Raw genomic sequence first — 23,811 nt, 5'->3', positions numbered from 1 at the left:
CCTATCCCCTGTGTGCCTTGGCAGCCGAACCGCCGGACGAACCGCCGGGCACGTGCTCAAGGTTCCACGGGTTTTTCACCGGGCCGTAGTGGCTCGACTCGTTGGCCGAGCCCATGGCGAATTCGTCCATGTTGGTCTTGCCCAGGGTCACAGCCCCGGCCGCAGCCAGCTTGGCGACGACGGTGGCGTCGTAGGGCGCCTTGAAATTGTCGAGCATCTTCGAGCCGCAACTGGTGCGAATGCCCTGGGTGCAGAACAGGTCTTTGTGGGCAATCGGTGCACCCAACAGGGCGCCGTTTTCACCGTTGGCGCGACGGGCGTCGGCGGCCTTGGCCTGGCTCAGGGCCAGTTCTTCGGTGATGCTGATGAAGCTGTTGACCGCGGGGTCCAGCTCGGCGATACGCGCCAGCAGGGTCTTGGTCAGCTCTTCGGAAGAAAACTTTTTGTCGGCGAGACCGCGGGCGATCTCGGCCAGAGTCAATTGATGCATTGCAGGCTCTTTCCCTTTAGTCGATGACTTTCGGAACCAGGTACAGGCCGTTTTCGACCGCTGGCGCGATGGACTGGTAAGCCTCGCGGTTATTGCGCTCGGTCACGACGTCGGCGCGCAGGCGCTGGCTGGCTTCCAGCGGGTGAGCCAGGGGCTCGATGCCGTCGGTATTCACGGCTTGCATTTGGTCGACCAGCCCGAGAATGCTGTTCAGGGCTGCGGTGGTCTGTGGAAGATCGGCTTCATTGAGGCCCAGGCAGGCCAAATGAGCGATTTTTTCCACGTCGGAGCGTTCAAGCGCCATGGGATTCTCCAGTGGAAAACAGAACGGAAGCTATCCGTGTGTTAGATTGTAGGAACACTACCGCATTTCTACGGTCATATGGCCGCGATTGTGGGGGTTGGTGCACAGAAAGTCGGCCAATTTAGCACATTGGCGCCTTGCCCAAAATCCCTGTCGTTGTTAGAGTTTGCCGCACTTTTTTACCCACGCGTTGCCTAGGGTCCCTTTCCCATGTTCAAGAAACTGCGTGGCATGTTTTCCAGCGATCTTTCCATCGACCTGGGCACTGCCAACACCCTTATTTACGTGCGCGAGCGCGGTATCGTCCTGAATGAGCCATCGGTTGTGGCCATTCGGACCCATGGTAATCAGAAAAGTGTCGTTGCCGTTGGCACCGAGGCCAAGCGCATGTTGGGCCGAACACCGGGCAACATTGCTGCCATTCGTCCGATGAAGGATGGCGTGATTGCCGACTTCAGCGTCTGCGAAAAGATGCTGCAGTACTTTATTAACAAGGTTCACGAAAACAGCTTCCTGCAGCCCAGCCCTCGTGTGCTGATCTGCGTTCCGTGCAAGTCCACCCAGGTGGAGCGTCGTGCCATCCGTGAATCGGCCCTTGGTGCCGGTGCCCGTGAAGTGTTCCTGATCGAAGAGCCAATGGCGGCTGCGATCGGTGCCGGCCTGCCGGTTGAAGAGGCACGTGGCTCGATGGTGGTGGATATCGGTGGTGGTACCACTGAAATCGCCCTGATTTCCCTCAATGGTGTGGTGTATGCCGAATCCGTACGGGTTGGCGGCGACCGCTTCGACGAAGCGATCATCACCTACGTGCGTCGTAACTACGGCAGCCTGATCGGCGAGTCCACCGCCGAGCGCATCAAGCAGGAAATCGGTACCGCTTACCCGGGCGGCGAAGTGCGCGAAGTGGATGTTCGCGGTCGCAACCTGGCCGAAGGCGTTCCACGTGCCTTTACCCTGAACTCCAATGAAGTGCTGGAAGCTCTGCAAGAGTCCCTGGCCACCATCGTTCAGGCTGTGAAGAGCGCCCTGGAGCAATCGCCTCCGGAACTGGCTTCCGATATCGCCGAGCGTGGCCTGGTGCTGACCGGTGGTGGCGCCTTGCTGCGCGACCTCGACAAGTTGCTGGCCCAGGAAACCGGTCTGCCAGTGATCGTCGCTGAAGATCCGCTGACCTGCGTTGCCCGTGGCGGTGGTCGTGCACTGGAAATGATGGATAAACACACCATGGACCTGCTCTCCAGCGAATAAGCGTTTGCTGGTTGGCCCATGCTTCGCCAACAGGCAGCACTTTGCAGTGCTGCCTGTTGGCGTTTATCTTCTTCAATCTGCATCCAGGCCGGTTTGATGCCGTATGAATAAAGAAAACATTTGCCCGGGAGGAGCGGCTTATTAAACCGCTTTTCTCCAAAGGCCCCTCATTGGGCGTGCGCCTGTTGGTGCTGGTCGTGCTATCGGTTGCGCTGATGGTGGTCGATGCCCGCTTCACACTGCTCAAGCCAGTGCGTAGCCAGATGTCGCTGGTCCTGATGCAGACTTACTGGATCACTGACCTGCCGCAGCGTCTTTACCAGGGCGTGGCCAGCCAATTTGGCAGCCGCACCGAACTGGTGGCCGAAAACGAAAAACTCAAGACCGAAAACCTGCTGCTGCAGGGACGCATGCAAAAGCTGGCGGCCCTCACCGAGCAGAACGTTCGGCTGCGCGAGTTGCTCAATTCCTCTGCGCTGGTCAACGAAAAGGTCGAAGTGGCCGAGTTGATCGGCATGGACCCGAACCCCTTCACCCACCGCATCATCATCAACAAGGGTGAGCGCGACGGCGTGGTCCTTGGCCAGCCGGTGCTCGATGCCCGTGGCTTGATGGGCCAGGTGGTGGAGTTGATGCCTTATACCTCCCGCGTCCTGTTGCTGACCGACACCACCCACAGTATCCCGGTGCAAGTTAACCGCAACGGTCTGCGGGCGATTGCCAGCGGTACGGGTAACCCGGAGCGCCTGGAGTTGCGCCACGTGGCTGATACTGCCGACATCAAGGAAGGCGACCTGCTGGTCAGTTCCGGCCTGGGTCAGCGGTTCCCGGCGGGCTACCCGGTCGCGACGGTCAAGGAAGTGATCCACGATTCCGGCCAGCCGTTCGCCATCGTGCGCGCCGTGCCGACCGCCGCGTTGAACCGCAGCCGCTACCTGTTGCTGGTGTTCAGTGACAACCGCACCCCGGAAGAGCGCGCCAACGAAGCCGCCCAGGCCCAGGAAGCGGAAGACAAGCAAAACGGCACTGCGCCGATCATTCCGGCCACCGTGCCAAAGCCGGCTGCACCTGCCGCCCCGGCTGCGGCTCCGGCAACCCCAGTCGCGCCTGTCGCAACCCCGGCCAAACCGGTGGCCCATAGCGCGCGTCCGGCCAAGCCTGCGGCTGCTGCACCTGCCGCTGCCAAACCGCCCGCCGCCAAGCCACCGGCTGCGGCCCCGGCAACCACTCGGCAGAGGGAAGAATAATGGCCGGTACTCATTCGCGTAACGGCTGGATCGTCTGGCTGACCTTCGCCATCGGCTTGCTGCTCAGCGTTTCGCCGTTGCCGCAATTCATGGAAATCCTGCGTCCGCTGTGGCTCGCCTTGCTGCTGGCATTCTGGGCCCTGGCGTTGCCGCACAAGGTCGGGATGGTCACGGCCATGTGCCTCGGGCTGATGGAAGACGTGCTCTACGGCACGCTGCTCGGCCAGAACGCGCTGATCCTGACCCTGATTACCTTCCTGGTGTTGTCGTTGCAGCAGCGCCTTCGCATGTTCCCGATGTGGCAGCAGTGCCTGGTGATCCTGGTGATCTTCGGCCTGGCGCAGCTGGTACAGCTGTGGCTCAGTGCCTTGACCGGCAACCGCCAACCGACCCTGGCGCTGGTGTTGCCCGCCCTGGTCAGTGCGTTGTTGTGGCCCTGGATCAGTTTCGGCCTGCGTGGATTGCGTCGTCGCTATAAAATCAATTGAATGGATCGCGAGGCTCTGCCTGGTTATCGAACCCCACAGGGAGAGTCTGCATGAATTCGCTTTATCTGGCCTCGGGCTCCCCGAGGCGGCGTGAACTGCTGACCCAGATCGGTGTGCCGTTCACTGTCGTCAGCGCCGCCATTGATGAAACTCCCCTTACCAATGAATCGCCGGCGTCCTACGTAGAGCGGCTGGCGCGCGGCAAGGCGGCGGCCGGCCGTGCGGCCCTGGCCGATGCGGCTGGCGCTTGCGTGCTGGGCGCCGACACCGCCGTCATCCTCGACGGCCAGATCCTCGGTAAACCCGTGGATCAGGCCGATGCCCAGGCCATGTTGCTGGCCCTTTCTGATCGTGAACACGAAGTCCTGACGGCCATTGCCCTGATTGATGATCAGCGTTGCGAAACGCGGCTGGTCAGCAGTCGCGTGCGCTTTCGCAAGATTTCAGCGGATGAAGCCACCACTTATTGGCACAGCGGCGAGCCCCAGGACAAAGCGGGCGGCTATGCTATCCAAGGCTTGGCGGCGGTGTTCGTCGCCGGACTCAATGGCAGCTACTCTGCCGTCGTTGGCCTGCCGGTCTGCGAAACCGCAGAACTGCTGGGCCAATTCGGCATACCCTGTTGGCAAAACCTTACCGTGCGCTAAACGCCGTATTCCAGCGCCAAGCCTTAAGCGATCGGTCACTATTGTGAAAACGCCTGAACGAGACCCAGCCATGAGTGAAGAGATTCTGATCAATATCACGCCGATGGAATCGCGCGTGGCGGTGGTAGAGAACGGTGTTCTGCAAGAAGTGCATGTCGAGCGCACCCAAAAGCGCGGGATCGTCGGCAATATCTATAAAGGCAAGGTCGTGCGTGTGTTACCGGGGATGCAGGCGGCTTTCGTCGACATCGGCCTGGACCGCGCCGCGTTTATCCATGCTTCGGAAATCTCCCTGCGTGAAGGCCCGGCGGTTGAAAGCATCAGCGCCCTGGTGCACGAAGGGCAAAGCCTGGTGGTGCAAGTCACCAAGGACCCGATTGGCTCCAAAGGCGCGCGGTTGACCACCCAACTGTCGATTCCTTCGCGCTACCTGGTGTACATGCCACGCACGGCCCACGTTGGCATCTCCCTGAAAATCGAAGACGAAGCCGAGCGCGAGCGCCTGAAAAAGGTGGTCAGCGACTGCGTGGCGCTGGAAGGCATCAAGGAAGCCGGCGGTTTCATCCTGCGTACCGCCGCTGAAGGCGCCGGCGCCGATGAAATCCTCATGGACATCCGCTACCTGCGTCGCCTCTGGGACCAGATCGGCGCGCAGATCAAGACCATTGGCGCACCGAGTGTGATCTATGAAGACCTCGGCCTGGCCCTGCGCACGCTGCGTGATCTGGTCAGCCCGAAGATTGAGAAAATTCGTATCGACTCGCGTGAAACCTTCCAGCGCACCACGCAATTTGTTGCCGAGCTGATGCCGGAAATTGCCGATCGCCTGGAGCATTACCCGGGCGAGCGGCCGATCTTCGACCTGTACGGTGTCGAAGACGAAATCCAGAAAGCCCTCGAGCGCAAAGTGCCGCTCAAGTCCGGCGGCTACCTGGTGGTGGACCCGGCTGAAGCGATGAGCACCATCGACGTCAACACCGGCGCTTTTGTGGGCCATCGCAACCTCGAAGAAACCATCTTCAAGACCAACCTCGAAGCCGCCACCGCAATTGCCCGCCAACTGCGCCTGCGCAACCTGGGCGGGATCATCATCATCGACTTCATCGACATGGAGGATGAAGAGCACCAGCGCCAGGTACTGCGTACCCTGGAGAAGCAGCTGGAGCGCGATCACGCCAAGACCAACATCATCGGTATCACCGAATTGGGCCTGGTGCAGATGACCCGCAAGCGCACCCGCGAAAGCTTGGAGCAAGTGCTGTGCGAGCCGTGCAGCAGTTGCCAGGGGCGCGGTAAGTTGAAGACCCCGGAAACGGTTTGCTACGAGATTTTCCGGGAAATCTTACGGGAGGCACGCGCCTACCAGGCCGAGGGCTATAGAGTCCTGGCTAACCAGAAGGTGGTCGACCGGCTGCTGGACGAAGAGTCCGGCAACGTGGCGGAGCTGGAAGGTTTTATCGGACGCACTATTCGCTTCCAGGTCGAAACCATGTATTCCCAGGAACAATATGACGTGGTGCTGCTCTGATTCGCGTTAGCTCTTATCAACGAGACCGGCAGACCTCGAACTGCCGTCCGACTATTGCCTTTGAGGGTCGCCTGACATGGAGCGTCTGATACGCTTTTTTGCCGCATTGACCCGCTGGGGCCTTGGCCTGTGCGCCTTGCTGCTGGTATTGGCAGCGGTGTACGTGAGCCTTGGCCGTGAATTGACACCGCTGGTGGCGGAATACCGGGGCGAAATCGAAGCCAAGGCCCGTACTGCGCTGGACATGCCCTTGAGCATCGGCAGCCTGGAAGGGCGCTGGAGCGGTTTCGCCCCGGTGTTGATGGCTCACGATGTGATGGTCGGCGAGGGCAACAGCGCCCTGCGTCTGGATCAGGTGCAAGTGGTGCCGGATATCTGGGCCAGCGTGCTGGCGCGCGAAGTGCGGATTGCCCATCTGGAAGTCAGTGGCCTGCAAGTCAGCGTGAAGGAAGACAAGGACGGACACTGGGCGCTGCAAGGCCTGCCAGTGCAGGATGACCAGCCGCTGGATCCCGAGCAACTGCTGACGCGCATGCAAATGGTCGGGCAAGTCTCATTGCTCGACAGCCAGGTGACGCTGCAGCCGTTCGAGCAGGCGCCGCTGACCTTGACCTATGTCGGTGTAAGCCTGCAGACCGGCGCCAACCGCCAGCGCCTGGACGCGCGCCTGACCCTGCCCGATGGCCAGCCGCTGGCGTTGAACCTGCGTACCCGAATCCGCGCCAGCCAGTGGAAAGACGGTGAAGCCGAGGCTTACCTGAGCTTGCCCCAGAGTGACTGGGCAAAATGGATCCCGGCAAAGCTGACCCGGCAATGGAAACTCACCGAACTCAAGGCCGGCGGCGAATTCTGGCTGACCTGGGGCAAGGGCACCGTGCAAAGCGCCGCCGTGCGCCTCAACGCTGCGCAACTCAAGGGCAGCTACGCCGACCGCAAGCCGACCCATATCGAGAACCTGGCCCTCACCGCGTACCTGCAACGCAGTGACAGCGGCCTCAAGGTGCTGTTCGACTCGCTGGCGATGAACCTCGGTGACACTCGCTGGGAGTCGCGCCTGCAACTGCAACAAACCTTGGCGACCGACAAGGCCCAGGAAGTCTGGAACGTGCAGGCCGATCGTCTCGATCTGACCCCGATCACGCCGTTGCTGCATGCCTTGGCACCGTTGCCGGAGGCCCTGGCCACCGCGCTGGATCACCTCAAGGCGACGGGTACGCTGCGCAACGTGTTGCTGGATTACCGTCCTGAAGACACCACTGACCAGCGCGTGAGCTTCGCGGCCAACCTTGATCGCATCGGTTTTGATGCCTACTTCGGCGCCCCGGCGGCCCGTAATGTCAGCGGCAGCATCAGCGGTGACCTGGGCAAGGGCGAGTTGCGCATGGACAGCAAGGACTTCTCCTTGCACCTGTTTCCGATCTTCGCCAAGCCCTGGCAGTACATCCAGGCCAACGCTCGCCTGACGTGGAAGCTGGATAAAGAAGGCTTCACCCTGATTGCGCCGTACATCAAGGTGCTGGGGGAAGAGGGCAAAGTGGCGGCGGACTTCCTGATTCGCCTGCATTTCGACCATAGCCAGGAAGACTACATGGACCTGCGGGTCGGCATGGTCGACGGCGATGGCCGCTTCACCCCCAAATACCTGCCCGCCGTCTTGAGCCCGGCACTCGATGAATGGCTGCGCACCGCGATCCTCAAGGGCGCGGTGGACGAGGGTTTCTTCCAGTACCAGGGCTCGCTGAACCACGATGCGCTGCCTGCTTCGCGCAATATCAGCCTGTTCTTCAAGGTGCACGATGCCGAGCTGGCATTCCAGCCGGGCTGGCCGCATGTCAGCAAGGTTAAGGGCGAAGTGTTTGTAGAGGAGAGCGGCGTGCGCATCCTGGCCAGCAAGGGCCAGTTGCTCGACACCAAGGTCAACGACATCTACGTCAACATTCCCCATGCTCCTGAAGGCAAGGACAGTCACCTGCTGCTGACCGGCAATTTTGCCGGCGGCTTGGGCGATGGCCTGAAGATCCTTCAGGAGGCGCCGATTGGCACCGCCTCGACCTTCGCCGGCTGGAAAGGCGACGGCGACCTGCAAGGCAAGCTCGACCTGGATATTCCCTTGGCCAAGGGTGCAGATCCCAAGATTGTGGTGGATTTCAAGACTGATAAGGCGCGCCTGCAATTGGCTGAGCCTACGCTGGACTTGAGCCAGCTCAAGGGTGATTTCCGTTTCGACAGCGCCAAGGGCCTGAGTGGCCAGAACATCAGCGCCCAGGCCTTCGACCGGCCGATCACCGCGCAGATTTTTGCCGATGGCCGGCAGGGCAATCTCAATACCCGCGTAACCGCCAAGGGGCAGGTGACCGTCAAGCGGCTGACTGACTGGCTGAAAGTCAGCCAGCCGTTGCCGGTGTCCGGCGATATCCCCTACCAATTGCAGCTCAACCTCGACGGCGCCGACAGCCAGTTGATGGTCAGTTCCAACCTCAAGGGCGTGGCCGTGGACTTGCCGGCACCGTTCGGCATGCCGGCGAGCCAGGGCCGTGACAGCGTGTTCCGCATGACGCTGCAGGGTAAGGAGCGCCGCTACTGGTTCGATTATGGCGAGTTGGGCAGCTTCACCTTCGCCGCCCCGGCGGACAATTTTGCCGATGGCCGTGGTGAGCTGTTCCTGGGGGAAGGCGATGCCGTGTTGCCGGCCGGCAAGGGCTTGCGTATTCGCGGGGTGTTGTCGGAGCTGGATGTCGATCCCTGGAAAAAACTGGTAGACCGCTATGCTGGCAACGACCCGGGTGGCAGTGCCAAGCAACTGTTGAGCGGGGCTGACTTCAAGATTGGCAAGCTGACCGGCTTCGGCACGCAGTTTGACCAGGTCAACCTGCAACTGGATCGCAAGCCCGCGGCCTGGGGCTTGCAGTTCGACAGCCAGCAAGCCAAAGGCACCGTGGGGCTACCGGATGCCAAGGGCGCGCCGATCGCGGTCAACTTGCAGTACGTGAAATTGCCTGCGGTGGATCCGACGGTGCAGGCGGATGAAAATGCGCCGGACCCGCTGGCTGATGTCGATCCCAAGGATATTCCGGCACTGGATATCTCGATTGCCCAGTTGTTCCAGGGCCCGGACCTGGTAGGTGCCTGGTCGTTGAAAGTCCGGCCGACCACCAAGGGCATGGCGTTCAACAGCCTCAACCTGGGCCTCAAGGGCATGCTGCTCCAGGGCGCCGGCGGTTGGGAGGGGGCCCCCGGAGCCAGCAGCAGTTGGTACAAGGGCCGCCTGGATGGCAAGAACATTGGGGACGTGCTCAAGGGCTGGGGTTTTGCGCCGAGCGTGACCAGTGAAGAGTTTCATGTGGACGTGGACGGCCGCTGGCCGGGTTCGCCGGCCTGGGTCGGTCCCAAGCGTTTCTCTGGCAGCCTGGATGCCAGCTTCCGCAAAGGGCAGTTTGTTGAAGTGGAAGGCGGCGCCCAGGCCCTGCGGGTGTTTGGTTTGCTGAACTTCAACTCCATCGGTCGCCGGCTGCGGCTGGACTTCTCGGACTTGCTCGGCAAAGGCTTGAGTTATGACCGGGTCAAGGGCTTGCTGGCCGCCAGTAATGGCGTGTTTGTGACCCGTGAGCCGATCACCATGACGGGCCCGTCGAGTAACCTGGAGATCAACGGCACCCTGGACCTGGTGGCGGATCGCGTCGATGCGAAGTTGCTGGTAACGCTGCCGGTGACCAATAACCTGCCGATTGCCGCGCTGATCGTCGGCGCGCCGGCCATTGGCGGTGCATTGTTCCTGATCGACAAGCTGATTGGCGACCGCGTCTCGCGTTTCGCCAGCGTCCAGTACAAGGTCGAAGGCCCATGGAAAGACCCGAAAATCACCTTCGACAAGCCATTTGAAAAACCAAACTGAGTGCCTGCGGAGTAGCATGGCACTATCCCTTTTTGGTGCATGCCTTTTCTGGAGTGTGGGCCCATGTCCTTTGCGGTAATTCAAATGGTCAGCCAAAGCGATGTGCTGGCCAATCTGGCCCAGGCCCGGCGCCTGCTGGAACAAGCGGCGGCGGGCGGTGCCAGGCTCGCCGTACTCCCGGAAAACTTCGCCGCCATGGGCCGTCGTGATGTAGCCGATATCGGTCGCGCCGAGGCCTTGGGCGAAGGTCCTGTCCTGCCATGGTTGAAACAGGCCGCTCGCGACCTCACCTTATGGATAGTGGCCGGCACTTTGCCGTTGCCTCCAAAGGATCAACCGAACGCCAAGTCCAATGCCTGCTCGTTGCTGATCGATGATCAGGGCGAAATCGTCGCCCGCTACGACAAGCTGCACCTGTTCGATGTCGACGTAGCCGATGCCCGGGGCCGTTATCGCGAATCCGATGACTATGCTCATGGTAGCCAGGTGGTGGTGGCGGATACGCCGGTCGGCCGCTTGGGGCTGACGGTGTGCTACGACTTGCGCTTCCCGGAGCTGTACAGCGAATTGCGCGCTGCGGGCGCCGAGTTGATCACTGCGCCTTCCGCCTTTACAGCGGTGACGGGCGCTGCGCACTGGGACGTGCTGATTCGCGCACGGGCCATCGAAACCCAGTGTTACCTGCTGGCGGCCGCCCAGGGCGGCGTGCACCCGGGGCCACGGGAAACCTTCGGGCATGCAGCGATTATCGACCCATGGGGCCGAGTGCTGGCACAACAGGATCAAGGCGAGGCGGTGCTGCTGGCCGAACGCGATAGCAATGAACAGGCGTCGATACGGACGCGCATGCCGGTGGCAGGCCACCGGCGCTTTTTCTCGCAGGGCGCGCAGCGACCTGCTTCAGAACGATGAATTTAAGGCCAAACCTATGAGCGAGTTGTTGTCCTCAGTCAGTGAACACCTCCTGGCGCCCGGTGGCGTGACCATCGAAAGCTTGCAAACGGTCCTCGGCGATCTGGCCGGGCCGGGCATCGATGCTGCCGACCTGTATTTCCAGGGGCAGATTTCCGAGTCCTGGGCCCTGGAAGACGGGATCGTCAAGGAAGGCAGCTTCAACCTCGACCAAGGCGTGGGCGTGCGTGCCCAGTCCGGTGAAAAAACCGGTTTTGCCTACAGCAATGCCATCACCCTTGAAGCCTTGGGCCTGGCGGCTCGCGCTGCCCGTTCGATCTCTCGTGCCGGCCAGAACGGCACGGTGCAGGCGTTCAGCACCCAGGACGTGGCCCAGTTGTATGCGCCGGATAACCCGCTGGAAGTGATCAGCCGCGCCGAAAAGGTCGAGCTGCTCAAGCGTGTGGACGCCGCGACCCGCGCCCTGGACCCGCGCATCCAACAAGTCACCGTGAGCATGGCCGGCGTGTGGGAGCGCATCCTCGTGGCCTCCACCGATGGCGGCCTGGCGGCGGATGTGCGGCCACTGGTGCGCTTCAATGTCAGTGTGATTGTTGAGCAGAACGGCCGCCGCGAGCGCGGTGGCCATGGTGGTGGCGGGCGTACCGACTACCGTTATTTCCTCACCGAAGACCGCGCCATGGGGTATGCCCGTGAAGCGCTGCGCCAGGCCCTGGTCAATCTGGAAGCGATTCCGGCTCCGGCCGGTACGTTGCCGGTGGTGCTGGGTTCCGGCTGGTCCGGCGTGCTGTTGCATGAAGCGGTGGGCCACGGGCTTGAAGGCGACTTCAACCGCAAGGGCAGTTCGGCCTACAGCGGCCGCATGGGCGAGATGGTTGCGTCCAAGCTCTGCACCATCGTCGACGACGGCACCCTGGCCGGGCGTCGTGGTTCGTTGAGCGTGGATGATGAAGGCACGCCGACGGAGTGCACCACCCTGATCGAAAACGGCGTGCTCAAGGGCTACATGCAAGACAAGCTCAACGCTCGCCTGATGGGCGTGGCCCGTACGGGTAACGGTCGTCGCGAGTCCTACGCGCACCTGCCGATGCCGCGCATGACCAACACCTACATGCTCGGTGGCGAAAGCGACCCGGCTGAAATCATTGCCTCGGTGAAGCGCGGCATCTACTGCGCCAACCTCGGTGGCGGGCAGGTGGACATCACCAGCGGCAAGTTCGTGTTCTCCACCAGCGAAGCGTACTTGATCGAAGACGGTAAGATCACCGCGCCGGTCAAGGGTGCAACGTTGATTGGCAACGGCCCGGAAGCCATGAGCAAGGTGTCGATGGTCGGTAACGACCTGTCGCTGGACAGTGGGGTAGGGACGTGCGGCAAGGATGGGCAGTCGGTGCCGGTGGGTGTCGGCCAGCCAACCTTGAAAATTGATGCGATCACCGTGGGTGGCACGGGGTCGTAAGAACGGGAGCTTCGGGTGGCGAAGGCCGCCACCCGGGGAAGAGGGTCAGCGCAGGCCGCGTTGACTATCGTCCAGCTCACGGATGTATTTGAAGATTTTTCGGCTGGAAGCCGGTGGCTTGCTTTGCGCCAGTTCGTGCTGGGCCTGACGGATCAGGGAGCGCAATTGTTGGCGATCGGCATCCGGGTACTCAATGACGAACTTCTCCAGTACCGCGTCATCGCCGGCGATCAAGCGATCACGCCAGCGTTCCAGATTATGGAAGCGCTCGTTGTACTGGCGAGTGGAGGCGTCGAGTTGATCGAGCAACGTCAGAATCGCGTCAGTGTCCTGGTCGCGCATCAGTTTGCCGATAAACATAAGGTGCCGTTTACGCGCGATATTCGCGGTGTGCTTGGGCGCATCGTTCAGAGCCCGGCGCAGGGCGTCGGTCAATGGCAGTTTTGCACACAAGTCAGGCTTGAGTGTTGTAAGGCGCTCGCCGAGGTCAACCAGAGCATGTAGCTCACGTTTGACCTGAGATTTGCTTTTCTCCCCATCGAGGGAGTCGTCGTAAGAATCAACCATGGTGGCAGTCCGCAAAGAAACGCCGCCATGATAACCAGTCGGGGGCCGCTTGTCCGGCCCGGTCGCTAGAAGGCCTTAACCGAAAGCAGAATTTGAGTGGAGAAAACCATGAGTGCAGCCCAAAGCGTCGGTCCGCAAGCGTTACCGGCACTGCAGGAACAAGTCGAGCAGATCATTGCCGAGGCCAAGCGCCAGGGGGCCAGTGCCTGTGAAGTGGCGGTGTCCCTGGAGCAGGGGTTGTCGACATCGGTGCGCCAGCGGGAAGTGGAAACCGTCGAGTTCAACCGTGACCAGGGGTTTGGCATCACCTTGTACGTGGGCCAGCGCAAAGGCTCGGCCAGCACCTCCGCCAGTGGCCCGGAAGCGATTCGCGAAACCGTCGCCGCCGCATTGGCGATTGCCAAGCACACTTCCGAAGACGAAAGCTCGGGCCTGGCCGATGCGGCCTTGATGGCGCGTGACCTGAAGGATTTTGACCTGTTTCACGCCTGGGATATCACCCCGGAGCAGGCCATTGAACAAGCGCTGACCTGTGAGGCGGCGGCCTTTGATGCCGACAGCCGGATCAAGAACGCCGATGGCACCACCTTGAGCACCCACCAGGGCTGCCGTGTGTATGGCAACAGCCATGGTTTTATCGGCGGTTATGCCTCGACGCGTCACAGCCTGAGTTGCGTGATGATTGCCGAAGCCAACGGCCAGATGCAGCGTGATTACTGGTACGACGTGAACCGCCAGGGCGATTTGCTGGCGGACCCGGTGAGCATTGGCCAGCGCGCCGCGCAACGGGCCGCCAGCCGCCTGGGCGCGCGCCCGGTGCCGACGTGCGAAGTACCGGTGCTGTTCTCGGCGGAACTGGCCGGTGGTTTGTTCGGCAGTTTCCTTGGGGCGATTTCCGGCGGCAACCTGTATCGCAAGTCGTCGTTCCTGGAAGGGGCGATCGGCCAGAAGCTGTTCCCGGAATGGCTGACTATCGATGAGCGTCCGCACCTGATGCGCGCCATGGGCAGTTCGTCGTTTGACGGTGATGGCCTGGCCACCTACGCCAAGCCGTTCGTCGAGAACGGTGAGTTGGTGTCCTATGTGCTGGGCACCTATGCCGGTCGCAAGCTCGGCCTGCCCAGCACCGCCAATGCCGGCGGCGTGCACAACCTGTTCATCACCCATGGCGATGAAGACCAGGCGGCGCTGTTGCGCCGTATGGGACGTGGCTTGCTGGTCACCGAGTTGATGGGGCATGGCCTGAACATGGTCACGGGCGACTACTCCCGTGGCGCGGCGGGTTTCTGGGTTGAAAACGGCGAAATTCAGTTCGCCGTGCAGGAAGTGACCATCGCCGGCAACATGCGCGACATGTTCAAGCAGATTGTCGCGGTGGGTAATGACCTGGAACTGCGCAGCAACATCCGCACCGGTTCGGTGTTGATCGAGAAGATGACCGTCGCCGGTAGCTGACCCGCCGAAAGACGCTGTAAACAAGGCGCGCCACCCATTGGGTGGCGCGCTTTTTTTGTGCCTGGAATTCCGAGTGATTTCCTCAGGCTCTTGTTTTGATTCTCAATATCATTTAATAATAAATATCATTACCGAATGAGCGTGGATCATGAGTTCTGTCCTGCATGAGGATCCCTACCTGGAAAGCTGGCGTTGGATGAGCCGTCAGATTCGCTGCGGCCTTGATCCCGACGAGCCCCGCCTGATCGAACATTACCTGGCCGAAGGCCGGTACCTCGCCTGTTGCACAGCGACCCATCCGTGGACCATCGGCGAGACCTCATTCCGCCTGCTGCTCGACACCGCCTCCGACATCGCCTTGCCCTGGCACTGGCGGTCCATGTGCCTGGACCAGGCCTGGCGCCCGTTGCGCGACCTGGAAAAACTGTCCCACTGTGCCTGCCGCCTCAAGCGCTGGCAGACCTTTGCCTGGCAATTGGCGACCTGCGAATTGCTGCCATCGATTTCTCACTCTGACCTGGTGCAAGGATCTTCCGATGAGTAACACCCGTATCGAACGCGACAGCATGGGCGAACTGCAAGTGCCGGCCGAGGCACTGTATGGCGCACAAACCCAGCGAGCGGTGAATAACTTTCCCATCAGCCATCAACGTATGCCGGCGCAATTCATCCGTGCGCTGATCCTGGCCAAGGCCGCCGCCGCCAAGGCCAACGTGGAGCTGAAACAACTGAGCGAAGCCCAGGGCAAGGCCATCGTTGATGCGGCCCAGGGTTTGCTGGAAGGCGACTTCATGCAGCATTTCCCGGTGGATATCTTCCAGACCGGTTCCGGCACCAGCTCCAACATGAACGCCAACGAAGTGATTGCGACCCTCGCCAGCCGTTTGCTGGGCGAGCCGGTCAACCCTAACGATCACGTCAACTGCGGCCAGAGCAGTAACGACATCATCCCCACCACCATCCATGTCAGCGCGGCGCTGGTGCTGCACGAACAAACGCTGCCGGCACTGCTGCACCTGGTGCAGGTGATCGAACACAAGGCCGAAGAGGTGCATCGCTTCGTCAAGACCGGCCGGACGCACCTGATGGACGCCATGCCAGTGCGCATGAGTCAGGTGCTCAATGGCTGGGCCCAGCAACTCAAGGCGAATATCGGCCATCTGCAGGACCTGCTGCCGAGTTTGCAGGCGCTGGCCCAGGGCGGTACCGCTGTCGGTACCGGGATCAATGCCCATCCGGAATTTGCGGCGCGTTTCAGCCAGCAACTGAGCAGCCTGACCCAGGTTCAATTCACACCCGGCAAGAACCTGTTTGCGCTGATTGGCTCCCAGGACACTGCCGTCGCGGTCTCCGGGCAGCTCAAGACCACTGCGGTGTCCTTGATGAAAATTGCCAACGACCTGCGCTGGATGAACTCCGGCCCGTTGGCCGGCCTCGGTGAAATCGAACTGGAGGGCCTGCAGCCGGGCTCTTCGATCATGCCGGGCAAGGTCAACCCGGTGATCCCGGAAGCCACTGCGATGGTTGCCGCACAAGTAATCGGCAATGACACGGTGATCACCATCGCCGGTCAGTCCGGCAACTTCGAACTCAATGTGATGCTGCCGATCATTGCCCAGAACCTGCTCGGCAGCCTGGAATTGCTGGCCAACGCCAGCCGTCTGCTGGCGGACAAGGCCATTGCCAGCTTCAAGGTCAACGAAGCCAAGCTCAAGGAGGCGCTGTCGCGCAATCCGATCCTGGTGACCGCACTCAACCCGATCATCGGTTACCAAAAGGCCGCCGAAATCGCCAAGAAGGCCTATCAACAGGGCCGTCCGGTGATTGATGTGGCGCTCGAACACACCGACTTGCCCCGCAGCCAACTGGAAATCCTGCTGGATCCGGAAAAGCTCACGGCCGGCGGCGTGTAATCACCGACCCTGCTTTGGAGGCTCACCATGGAGCACTGGAAACGCACGATCGAACGGGCCAATCGCTGCTTTATGGCGGGCGAGCTGGTAGATGCCCGCGAAGCCTACCTGCAAGCCCTGGCCCTGGCTCAAGTGTTGTTTGAGCGCTGGGCGGATGCCGACGAAGCGGTGGCGGCTTGCGTCATTTCCCATCACAACCTGGCGGACTTGCATCTGCGCCTGAACCAGCCGGAAGAAAGCGCGGAATACCTTTGCGCCATTCACCAGCGCCTGTTGCAGACCATTCAGGACACCCGTCTTAACCCGCTACTGCGGGAAGCGGCCCTGCGCCAGAGCAGCAAGACCTACGTCGAGCTGCTGAATTTCATCAGCGATCACGGTGAGTACCCGCGTACTCATCGCTTGCTGGGCAGCAACGTGGCGCCCTCGGATGCGTCGACCCGCAACAGCCCTTTTTATGGAGCTCATTGATATGTCCTACACCTTGCCGGCGCTGCCTTACGCCTACGATGCCCTTGAACCGCATATCGACGCGCAAACCATGGAGATCCACTACACCAAGCACCACCAGACCTACATCAATAACCTCAACGCGGCTGTCGAAGGCACCGAGTTTGCCGGTTGGCCGGTGGAGAAACTGGTGTCCAGCGTGCAGCAACTGCCGGAAAAACTCCGGGCGGCGGTGATCAACCAGGGCGGTGGTCACGCCAACCACTCGTTGTTCTGGGCCGTCATGTCGCCCAAGGGCGGCGGCAAGCCAGACGGCGCGCTGGGCAACGCCATCGACGAGCAGTTGGGTGGTTTCGACGCCTTCAAAGAGGCCTTCACCAAGGCTGCCTTGACCCGCTTCGGCAGTGGCTGGGCATGGTTGAGCGTTACCCCGCAAAAGACCCTGGTGGTGGAAAGCAGCGGCAACCAAGACAGCCCGCTGATGAACGGCAATACGCCGATCCTCGGCCTGGACGTCTGGGAGCACGCTTACTACCTGCTGTACCAGAACCGTCGCCCGGAATACATCAACGCGTTCTACAGCGTCATCAATTGGCCGGAAGTTGCCGAACGGTACCAGGTTGCGCTGGGCTGAAACTCCTCTATAACAAGATCTAAGGCCGACTATGGGCACTGAAACACTGGCGATCAGCAGCGTGCGAATGTTTCGTTATGCGTTTGGCTCGCTGCTGCTATTGGCAGGAACTGCATTGCTGGTGGCCCAAGGGTTGGCCTGGCTTGACCTGGAACCCCGCATCCTGCGCGCGTTGCAGGGGGGTGCCATTTGCGCCCTTGGCACCGCCTTGGGCGCCGTGCCGGTACTGGTGATTCGCCGGATGCCATTGGCGGTGAGTGACACGCTGCTGGGCTTCGGTGCGGGGGTGATGCTGGCGGCCACCGCGTTTTCGCTGATCGTGCCGGGTATTGCCGCTGCTGAAAACCTCGGGCTGACGCCTTGGGCCGCCAGCGGCTTGATCAGTTTTGGCATCATGCTGGGCGCATTTGGGCTGTATCTGGTGGATCGCAAGGTCTCCGGCGCCAGCCCGGAAATGCTGGTGGGGAGTCCGGAACGTCCGGTGATTCCGCCGCGCATCTGGCTGTTTGTGTTCGCCATCATTGCCCACAACATTCCCGAAGGCATGGCAGTGGGTGTCTCGGCGGGCGGCGGCATGCCCGATGCCGACAGCCTGGCCATGGGCATTGCCTTGCAGGATGTGCCGGAGGGCTTGGTGATTGCCTTGGTGCTGGCCGGGGCAGGGATGTCGCGGGTCAGGGCGTTCCTGATTGGCGCGGCGTCTGGGTTGGTGGAGCCGGTGTTTGCGGTGCTGTGTGCCTGGCTGGTAAGCCTGGCGGAAGTACTGTTGCCGTTGGGGTTGGCGCTGGCGGCCGGGGCGATGCTGTTGGTGGTGACCCACGAAGTGATTCCCGAGTCGCGGCGCAATGGCCATGACAAGCTCGCCAGCCTGGGGCTGTGTATCGGGTTTTGTTTGATGATGGTGATGGATACAGCGTTGGGCTAAGAACTCTGCCAAATTCCTTGTAGGAGTCGGCTTGCCGGCGATGGCGTTCCTGAGGTCAGTGCAAGACTTGTGGGCCCATCGCCGGTAAACCGGCTCCTGCAGAGGGTGTTACTCGCCTTCGTCAAAATAGTTGTTGATCAATGCCACCAGCGCATCCATCGCTTCCTGCTCTTGCTCGCCTTCCGTCTTCAAGTGAATCTTCGTGCCCTTGCCCGCCGCCAGCATCATCATGGCCATGATGCTTTTGCCGTCGACCATGGATTCTGCGGTACGCCCGGCGCGAATCTGGCAAGGGAACTGGCCGGCGACGCCGACGAATTTGGCCGAAGCCCGGGCGTGCAGGCCCAGCTTGTTGATGATTTCAATTTCCAGAGCGGGCATCGCGGGGGTGTTCCTTTCAGCTAAGGTCGCGGTGGCGAACCTGGACGTTCTTGAGGGTTTGTTGCAGCACCTTGCCCAGGCGTTCGGTCAGGTAGACGGAACGATGATGGCCGCCGGTGCAGCCAATGGCGATGGTGACATAAGCCCGGTTACTGGCCGCAAAACGCGGCAGCCATTTGAGCAGGTAGCTGGAGATATCCTGGAACATCTCCTCTACATCCGGCTGCGCCGCCAAATATTCCGCCACAGGTTCGTCCAGCCCGGACTGATCGCGCAGTTCCGGCTTCCAGTACGGGTTGGGCAGGCAGCGCACATCAAACACCAGGTCGGCATCCACCGGCATGCCGCGCTTGAAGCCAAACGACTCCACCAGAAACGCGGTACCCGGCTCCGGCTGGTTCAGCAGGCGCAGCTTGATCGCATCGCGCAGTTGATACAGGTTCAGGCTGGTGGTGTTGATCTTGAGGTCGGCCAGGTCAATGATCGGCCCCAGCAGTTTGGTCTCGTCCTCGATGGCTTCTGCCAGCGAGCGATGCGGGCTGCTCAGTGGATGGCGTCGACGGGTTTCGGAGAAGCGCTTGAGCAGGGTTTCTTCGTCGGCGTCCAGGTACAGCACATCGCAGTGGATGTGCTTGGCCCGCACTTCTTCGAGCAGTTCAGGGAAGCGGGAGAGGTGGCTGGGCAGGTTGCGGGCGTCGATCGACACGGCCACCAGCGGTTGCGCCAACTCGGTATGGATCAGTGCACGTTCCGCCAGTTCCGGCAGCAGGCCGGCGGGCAGGTTGTCGATGCAATAGAAGCCGTTGTCCTCGAGAACATTGAGAGCCGTGCTTTTACCTGAGCCGGAGCGGCCGCTGACGATGATCAAACGCATGATTACTGCCCGTTTTGCTCATCCAGTACAACCTGATAAAGCGCCTCATTGCTGGGAGCGCTGCGCAGTTTGTCGCGTACTTCCTTGCGGTCGAGCATGCTGGCGATCTGCCGAAGCAGTTCCAGGTGCGCATCGGTGGCAGCTTGCGGGACCAGCAGAACGAACAGCAGGTCGACCGGCGCGCCGTCGATGGCGTCGAAATCGATGGGGGCGTCCAGGTGCAGCAGGGCGCTGACTGGAGACTCACAGCCTTGCAGGCGGCAGTGAGGAATGGCGATGCCGTTGCCAAAGCCGGTCGAACCGAGCTTTTCACGGGCGATCAGTGCCTCATACACAGCTTGCGTATCCAGCTCGGGCACTTCGCGGCCGATCAGGTTGGCAATTTGTTCGAGGGCACGCTTTTTACTGCCGCCCGGCACGTTCACGAGGGAACGGCCGGGGGTCAGGATGGTTTCAAGTCGAATCATGGGTGGGGAGTGTTAGCGGCCAGTGCCTTGAAGAAGACTCTGCTGCTTTTCCTTATGCTTTTTGATTTGGCGATCCAGCTTGTCGGTGAGGTCGTCAATGGCAGCATACATATCTGAATGCTCGGCATTGGCGACTACTTCCCCGCCGGGTATACGCAAGGTGGCTTCGATTTTCTGCTTGAGCTTCTCGACAGTCATGATGACTTGCACGTTGGTGATCTTGTCGAAATGCCCCTCAATTCGTTTGAGTTTTTCGCCGATATAGGCGCGCAGCGGTTCGGTCACTTCCAGTTGGTGTCCACTGATGTTGACTTGCATACAGCTTCTCCTTCGTTGCCAGTGCATAAAGCGGCAGGCCGGGGTGCCTGCCACTGGAACGCTATGGCCCGCCCGTCACATCAAACGTTTACGCTCGCTGGAAGGCGCGATCCCTAGGGACTCGCGGTACTTGGCGACGGTTCGACGGGCGACCTGAATGCCTTGTGCCTCCAGTAAACCAGCGATCTTGCTGTCACTCAACGGCTTTTTCTGATTTTCCGCGGCAACCAGTTTTTTGATGATCGCGCGGATCGCCGTGGACGAGCATTCGCCGCCTTCGGAGGTGCTGACATGGCTGGAGAAAAAGTATTTCAGCTCATAAATACCCCGTGGGGTATGCATGAATTTTTGCGTGGTCACCCGGGAAATCGTTGATTCGTGCATGCCCACCGCCTCGGCGATGTCGTGCAGTACCAGCGGCTTCATCGCCTCATCGCCGTATTCCAGGAAGCCGCGCTGGTGCTCGACGATCTGGGTGGCGACTTTCATCAGGGTTTCGTTGCGGCTTTGCAGGCTCTTGATGAACCAGCGGGCTTCCTGCAACTGGTTGCGCATGAAGGTGTTGTCGGCGCTGGTGTCGGCGCGGCGTACAAACCCTGCATATTGCGGGTTGACCCGCAGGCGCGGCACCGATTCCTGGTTCAGCTCCACCAGCCAGCGCTCATTGTCCTTGCGCACGATCACATCGGGGACGACGTATTCGGCTTCGCTGGACTCGATCTGCGAGCCGGGGCGCGGGTTGAGGCTCTGCACCAGCTCGATGATCTGGCGCAGGTCATCTTCCTTGAGCTTCATGCGGCGCATCAGCTGGCTGTAGTCGCGGCTGCCGAGCAAGTCGATGTAGTCGGTGACCAGGCGCTGCGCTTCGGCCAGCCAAGGCGTCTTGGCCGGCAGTTGGCGCAGTTGCAACAGCAGGCACTCGCTGAGGCTGCGGGCGCCGATACCGGCTGGCTCGAATTGCTGGATGCGGTGCAGGACGGCTTCGATTTCGTCCAGTTCGATGTCCAGTTCCGGGTCGAAGGCCTCGAGGATCTCCTCAAGGGTCTCGTCCAGGTAGCCCTGATTGTTGATGCAGTCGATCAGGGTGACGGCGATCAGGCGATCGGTGTCGGACATCGGCGCCAGGTTCAGTTGCCAGAGCAAATGGCTCTGCAGGCTCTCGCCAGCGGAGGTGCGGGTGGTGAAGTCCCACTCGTCATCGTCATTGCTGGGCAGGCTGCTGGCGCTGGTCTGGTAGACGTCTTCCCACGCGGTGTCGACGGGAAGCTCGTTGGGAATGCGTTCGTTCCATTCACCGTCTTCGAGGTTATCCACCGTGGGGGCGGTTTCCTGGTAGGAGGGTTCCTGTACGTCGGGGTTGGGTTTTTGCTCGATGTTGTCGGCCAGCGGGTCTGCATTATCGAAGTCGTCGCCTTCTTCCTGGCGTTCGAGCATCGGATTGGACTCCAGGGCCTCCTGGATTTCCTGTTGCAGGTCCAGGGTCGACAATTGGAGCAGGCGGATGGCCTGTTGCAGCTGCGGTGTCATCGTCAGCTGCTGGCCCATTCTCAGGACTAGCGATGGTTTCATGGCAGGGGCTTAACACCTTATTCGCCGGCGCAATGCGCCATCCACGACAGGGCGCGTGAGCGCCAAACATAAGCAAATTATATGCCTGATATCGGGGGCTTTGCCTAGAGCGCGGTAACAATAAAAATACTGAGGTTTTTATTGACTCCCGCGCTCCATGGCGAATGGCCTGATACCACCGTGTTTACAGGCGGAACTCGTGACCCAGATACACTTCCTTGACCAGTTCGTTGGCCAGGATAGTGGCAGAGTCACCTTCGGCAATCAGCTGTCCATCGTTGACGATGTAGGCGGTTTCGCAGATATCGAGGGTCTCACGGACGTTGTGGTCGGTGATCAACACACCGATGCCCTTGGCCTTGAGGTGATGGATGATCTGCTTGATGTCGCCGACGGAGATCGGGTCGACACCGGCGAAAGGTTCGTCCAGCAGGATGAACTTCGGCGCAGTGGCCAGGGCACGGGCGATTTCCACGCGACGACGCTCGCCGCCGGAAAGGCTCATGCCGAGGTTGTCGCGAATGTGGTTGATGTGGAATTCCTGCAACAGGCTTTCCAGCTCTTTCTTGCGCCCGGCGCGGTCGAGTTCCTTGCGGGTCTCGAGGATCGCCATGATGTTGTCGGAAACCGACAGTTTGCGGAAGATCGACGCTTCCTGGGGAAGATAGCCGATACCCGCCTGTGCACGACCGTGCATCGGCTGGTGGCTGACGTCCAGGTCGTCGATCAGCACGCGGCCTTGATCGGCCTGAACCAGGCCGACAATCATGTAGAAACAGGTGGTCTTGCCGGCACCGTTGGGGCCGAGCAAGCCGACGATCTGGCCGCTGTCGATCGACAGGCTGACGTCGCGCACGACCTGACGGCTTTTATAGGCCTTGGCCAGATGCTGGGCTTTCAGGGTTGCCATTAATTCGCCTTCTTCGCGTCGGTTTTCGGCGTCGGCTGGGCGGCGTCGGCTTTCTGCTTCGGCTGGATAACCATATCGATGCGCGGCTTCGGCGTGCCGATCTTCGTACCGGTGGCACGACCGGCCTGGGCAATCTGCTTCACCGTGTCATAGACGATTTTTTCGCCGTCAGTGGTGTTGCCGTCATTGATGACCCTGGCCTGATCGATCAGCACGATGCGATTTTGCTGCGCGTGGTACTGGATCGTCTTGCCGTAGCCTTTGACCGGCGTCGGGTCGCCCACTTTTTGCAGCTGTTCGAAATACGCCAGGTTGCCGACCGAAGTGACCACGTCGATATCGCCTGCCGGGGTGCGAGTCAGTGTCACGGTATTACCCGTCACTTTCATCGAGCCTTGAGTGATGATGACGTCGCCGGTGTAGGTCGCAATACCTTTCTTGTCATCCAGTTGCGCATCATCGGCCTGAATGTGGATCGGTTGCTGGCTATCGTTCGGCAGAGCCCAGGCGCTCACGCTTCCCAGTGCTGCGCCCAGGCCGAGCAAAATAGGGAGGGTTTTAACGAGCCTCATACTGTCCTCTTACGTTCGATAGCAGGTGTATCCTGCTTTCTTTCAAATACGCTTTCATTCCCTTGCCAGTCGATACACCGCCAGCGCCGTCGATTCTAACGTCTTGCTCGGTCTGCGCATATTGCTTCTGTGGGAATACGGTCATGCGACTGCTGGTAATAATGGTGTCGCGGTCCTTGGCGTCGGTACGGGCTACACGCACCGAGTCAATCAATTCCACCTGGGTGCCGTCCGGGTTGACTTCGCCACGCTCACTGGTGACGTGCCACGGGAATTCGGCGCCGCGATACAGGTTCATGTCCGGCTTGGTCAGCAAAGTGACCTCGGATGCCTTCAAGTGTTCGACCTTGTCGGAGGTCATTTCATACTGAACCTTGCCATCGGGCAGGTACTGGATGCTGTGGGCGTTGATGGCGTAATAGTCGATAGCGCTCTCGTCGACCTGCGCAACAGGCTTGTCGAGGAAGCGCTCCGGGCTGATATTCCAGTAGCCGACCGCGAGAAACACGGCGGCGATGATGGCAAATATCAGAAAATTGCGAATCTTTTTACTCAGCATAA

The 23,811-nt window shown here is 60.8% G+C and carries 24 protein-coding genes; 14 read left to right on the top strand and 10 right to left on the bottom strand.

Translation table 11 applies throughout. The annotated features are described in order from the left end of the window. Positions 1–506 precede the first annotated feature (506 nt). Positions 507–794: an Asp-tRNA(Asn)/Glu-tRNA(Gln) amidotransferase subunit GatC gene (gene gatC, locus MUM_RS0113945; protein ID WP_003216077.1), complete on the bottom strand. Its 288-nt coding sequence runs from the start codon at positions 792–794 to the stop codon at positions 507–509. Positions 795–1,004: 210 nt separating this feature from the next. Here gatC and mreB point away from each other — a divergent pair, with 210 nt between their 5' ends. The 8 genes from mreB to tldD all read left to right on the top strand — a co-directional run bounded on the left by mreB (position 1,005) and on the right by tldD (position 12,215). Beyond that, complete coding sequence (gene mreB / locus MUM_RS0113940; protein ID WP_002555108.1) at positions 1,005–2,042, top strand: rod shape-determining protein MreB; 1,038 nt, start codon at positions 1,005–1,007, stop codon at positions 2,040–2,042. A 140-nt stretch (positions 2,043–2,182) separates the two neighbouring features. Next, positions 2,183–3,289 carry a rod shape-determining protein MreC gene (gene mreC, locus MUM_RS0113935; RefSeq protein WP_081480076.1) on the top strand — a complete coding sequence of 369 codons (1,107 nt, stop codon included), beginning with the start codon at positions 2,183–2,185 and terminating at the stop codon, positions 3,287–3,289. After that, positions 3,289–3,777, top strand: a complete 489-nt coding sequence (mreD, locus tag MUM_RS0113930; protein ID WP_010170623.1) for a rod shape-determining protein MreD — start codon at positions 3,289–3,291, stop codon at positions 3,775–3,777. Before mreC ends, mreD begins: the two co-directional genes overlap by 1 nt. A 50-nt stretch (positions 3,778–3,827) precedes the next feature. Continuing rightward, complete coding sequence (locus MUM_RS0113925) at positions 3,828–4,424, top strand: Maf family protein (protein WP_010170621.1); 597 nt, start codon at positions 3,828–3,830, stop codon at positions 4,422–4,424. Positions 4,425–4,494: 70 nt separating this feature from the next. Next, positions 4,495–5,952 (top strand): ribonuclease G, encoded by a 1,458-nt coding sequence (gene rng, locus MUM_RS0113920; RefSeq protein WP_003216085.1) that lies wholly within the window; start codon positions 4,495–4,497, stop codon positions 5,950–5,952. 76 nt (positions 5,953–6,028) lie between these two features. Beyond that, the gene (locus MUM_RS0113915) at positions 6,029–9,844 is read left to right on the top strand and encodes a YhdP family protein (RefSeq protein WP_010170611.1); all 3,816 of its coding nucleotides are present in this window, start codon (positions 6,029–6,031) and stop codon (positions 9,842–9,844) included. A 63-nt stretch (positions 9,845–9,907) separates the two neighbouring features. After that, positions 9,908–10,756, top strand: coding sequence for a carbon-nitrogen hydrolase family protein (locus MUM_RS0113910; RefSeq protein ID WP_010170609.1), 849 nt, complete (start codon positions 9,908–9,910; stop codon positions 10,754–10,756). Between the two features lie 16 nt (positions 10,757–10,772). Continuing rightward, positions 10,773–12,215, top strand: a complete 1,443-nt coding sequence (gene tldD / locus MUM_RS0113905; protein ID WP_010170608.1) for a metalloprotease TldD — start codon at positions 10,773–10,775, stop codon at positions 12,213–12,215. A 45-nt stretch (positions 12,216–12,260) separates the two neighbouring features. Here the strand turns inward: tldD and yjgA are convergent, their stop codons facing one another. Beyond that, positions 12,261–12,782 carry a ribosome biogenesis factor YjgA gene (gene yjgA, locus MUM_RS0113900; RefSeq protein ID WP_003216092.1) on the bottom strand — a complete coding sequence of 174 codons (522 nt, stop codon included), beginning with the start codon at positions 12,780–12,782 and terminating at the stop codon, positions 12,261–12,263. 108 nt (positions 12,783–12,890) lie between these two features. On the opposite strand from yjgA, the gene pmbA reads away from it, so the two are divergent. The 6 genes from pmbA to MUM_RS0113870 all read left to right on the top strand — a co-directional run bounded on the left by pmbA (position 12,891) and on the right by MUM_RS0113870 (position 18,159). After that, on the top strand, positions 12,891–14,237 hold the full coding sequence (gene pmbA / locus MUM_RS0113895) for a metalloprotease PmbA (protein ID WP_010170604.1): 1,347 nt from the start codon (positions 12,891–12,893) through the stop codon (positions 14,235–14,237). Positions 14,238–14,385: 148 nt separating this feature from the next. Next, positions 14,386–14,781: a hypothetical protein gene (locus MUM_RS0113890; protein ID WP_010170602.1), complete on the top strand. Its 396-nt coding sequence runs from the start codon at positions 14,386–14,388 to the stop codon at positions 14,779–14,781. After that, the gene (locus tag MUM_RS0113885) at positions 14,774–16,150 is read left to right on the top strand and encodes a class II fumarate hydratase (RefSeq protein ID WP_010170599.1); all 1,377 of its coding nucleotides are present in this window, start codon (positions 14,774–14,776) and stop codon (positions 16,148–16,150) included. The genes MUM_RS0113890 and MUM_RS0113885 overlap by 8 nt, the downstream gene beginning before the upstream one ends. A 27-nt stretch (positions 16,151–16,177) precedes the next feature. Further along, the gene (locus MUM_RS0113880; protein ID WP_010170597.1) at positions 16,178–16,621 is read left to right on the top strand and encodes a hypothetical protein; all 444 of its coding nucleotides are present in this window, start codon (positions 16,178–16,180) and stop codon (positions 16,619–16,621) included. Between the two features lies 1 nt (position 16,622). Continuing rightward, the gene (locus MUM_RS0113875; protein WP_010170596.1) at positions 16,623–17,234 is read left to right on the top strand and encodes a superoxide dismutase; all 612 of its coding nucleotides are present in this window, start codon (positions 16,623–16,625) and stop codon (positions 17,232–17,234) included. Positions 17,235–17,265: 31 nt separating this feature from the next. Further along, positions 17,266–18,159: a ZIP family metal transporter gene (locus MUM_RS0113870; protein ID WP_010170593.1), complete on the top strand. Its 894-nt coding sequence runs from the start codon at positions 17,266–17,268 to the stop codon at positions 18,157–18,159. Positions 18,160–18,267: 108 nt separating this feature from the next. Here the strand turns inward: MUM_RS0113870 and MUM_RS0113865 are convergent, their stop codons facing one another. From MUM_RS0113865 to lptC, 8 genes are all read right to left on the bottom strand, one after another. Next, entirely contained in the window at positions 18,268–18,540 is a 273-nt protein-coding gene (locus tag MUM_RS0113865; RefSeq protein WP_010170591.1) for an HPr family phosphocarrier protein, read from the bottom strand. Between the two features lie 16 nt (positions 18,541–18,556). Continuing rightward, positions 18,557–19,414: an RNase adapter RapZ gene (gene rapZ, locus MUM_RS0113860; protein ID WP_010170589.1), complete on the bottom strand. Its 858-nt coding sequence runs from the start codon at positions 19,412–19,414 to the stop codon at positions 18,557–18,559. Between the two features lie 2 nt (positions 19,415–19,416). Then, positions 19,417–19,881 carry a PTS IIA-like nitrogen regulatory protein PtsN gene (gene ptsN, locus MUM_RS0113855; RefSeq protein ID WP_010170588.1) on the bottom strand — a complete coding sequence of 155 codons (465 nt, stop codon included), beginning with the start codon at positions 19,879–19,881 and terminating at the stop codon, positions 19,417–19,419. Positions 19,882–19,893: 12 nt separating this feature from the next. Then, complete coding sequence (gene hpf, locus MUM_RS0113850; protein WP_010170586.1) at positions 19,894–20,199, bottom strand: ribosome hibernation-promoting factor, HPF/YfiA family; 306 nt, start codon at positions 20,197–20,199, stop codon at positions 19,894–19,896. Between the two features lie 75 nt (positions 20,200–20,274). Then, positions 20,275–21,768 (bottom strand): RNA polymerase factor sigma-54, encoded by a 1,494-nt coding sequence (locus MUM_RS0113845; protein ID WP_010170584.1) that lies wholly within the window; start codon positions 21,766–21,768, stop codon positions 20,275–20,277. A 184-nt stretch (positions 21,769–21,952) separates the two neighbouring features. Continuing rightward, entirely contained in the window at positions 21,953–22,678 is a 726-nt protein-coding gene (gene lptB / locus MUM_RS0113840) for an LPS export ABC transporter ATP-binding protein (RefSeq protein ID WP_003216119.1), read from the bottom strand. Then, a complete protein-coding gene (lptA, locus tag MUM_RS0113835; protein WP_010170582.1) occupies positions 22,678–23,250 on the bottom strand; it encodes a lipopolysaccharide transport periplasmic protein LptA in 573 nt (190 codons plus the stop codon). The genes lptB and lptA overlap by 1 nt, the downstream gene beginning before the upstream one ends. Continuing rightward, complete coding sequence (gene lptC, locus MUM_RS0113830; RefSeq protein ID WP_010170581.1) at positions 23,237–23,809, bottom strand: LPS export ABC transporter periplasmic protein LptC; 573 nt, start codon at positions 23,807–23,809, stop codon at positions 23,237–23,239. Before lptC ends, lptA begins: the two co-directional genes overlap by 14 nt. Positions 23,810–23,811 lie beyond the last annotated feature (2 nt).

The organism is Pseudomonas sp. PAMC 25886 (assembly GCF_000242655.1).
Lineage (GTDB): Bacteria > Pseudomonadota > Gammaproteobacteria > Pseudomonadales > Pseudomonadaceae > Aquipseudomonas.
The sequence above is the reverse complement of the archived record's forward strand: the minus strand, read 5'-3'. Positions and strand labels throughout refer to the sequence as shown.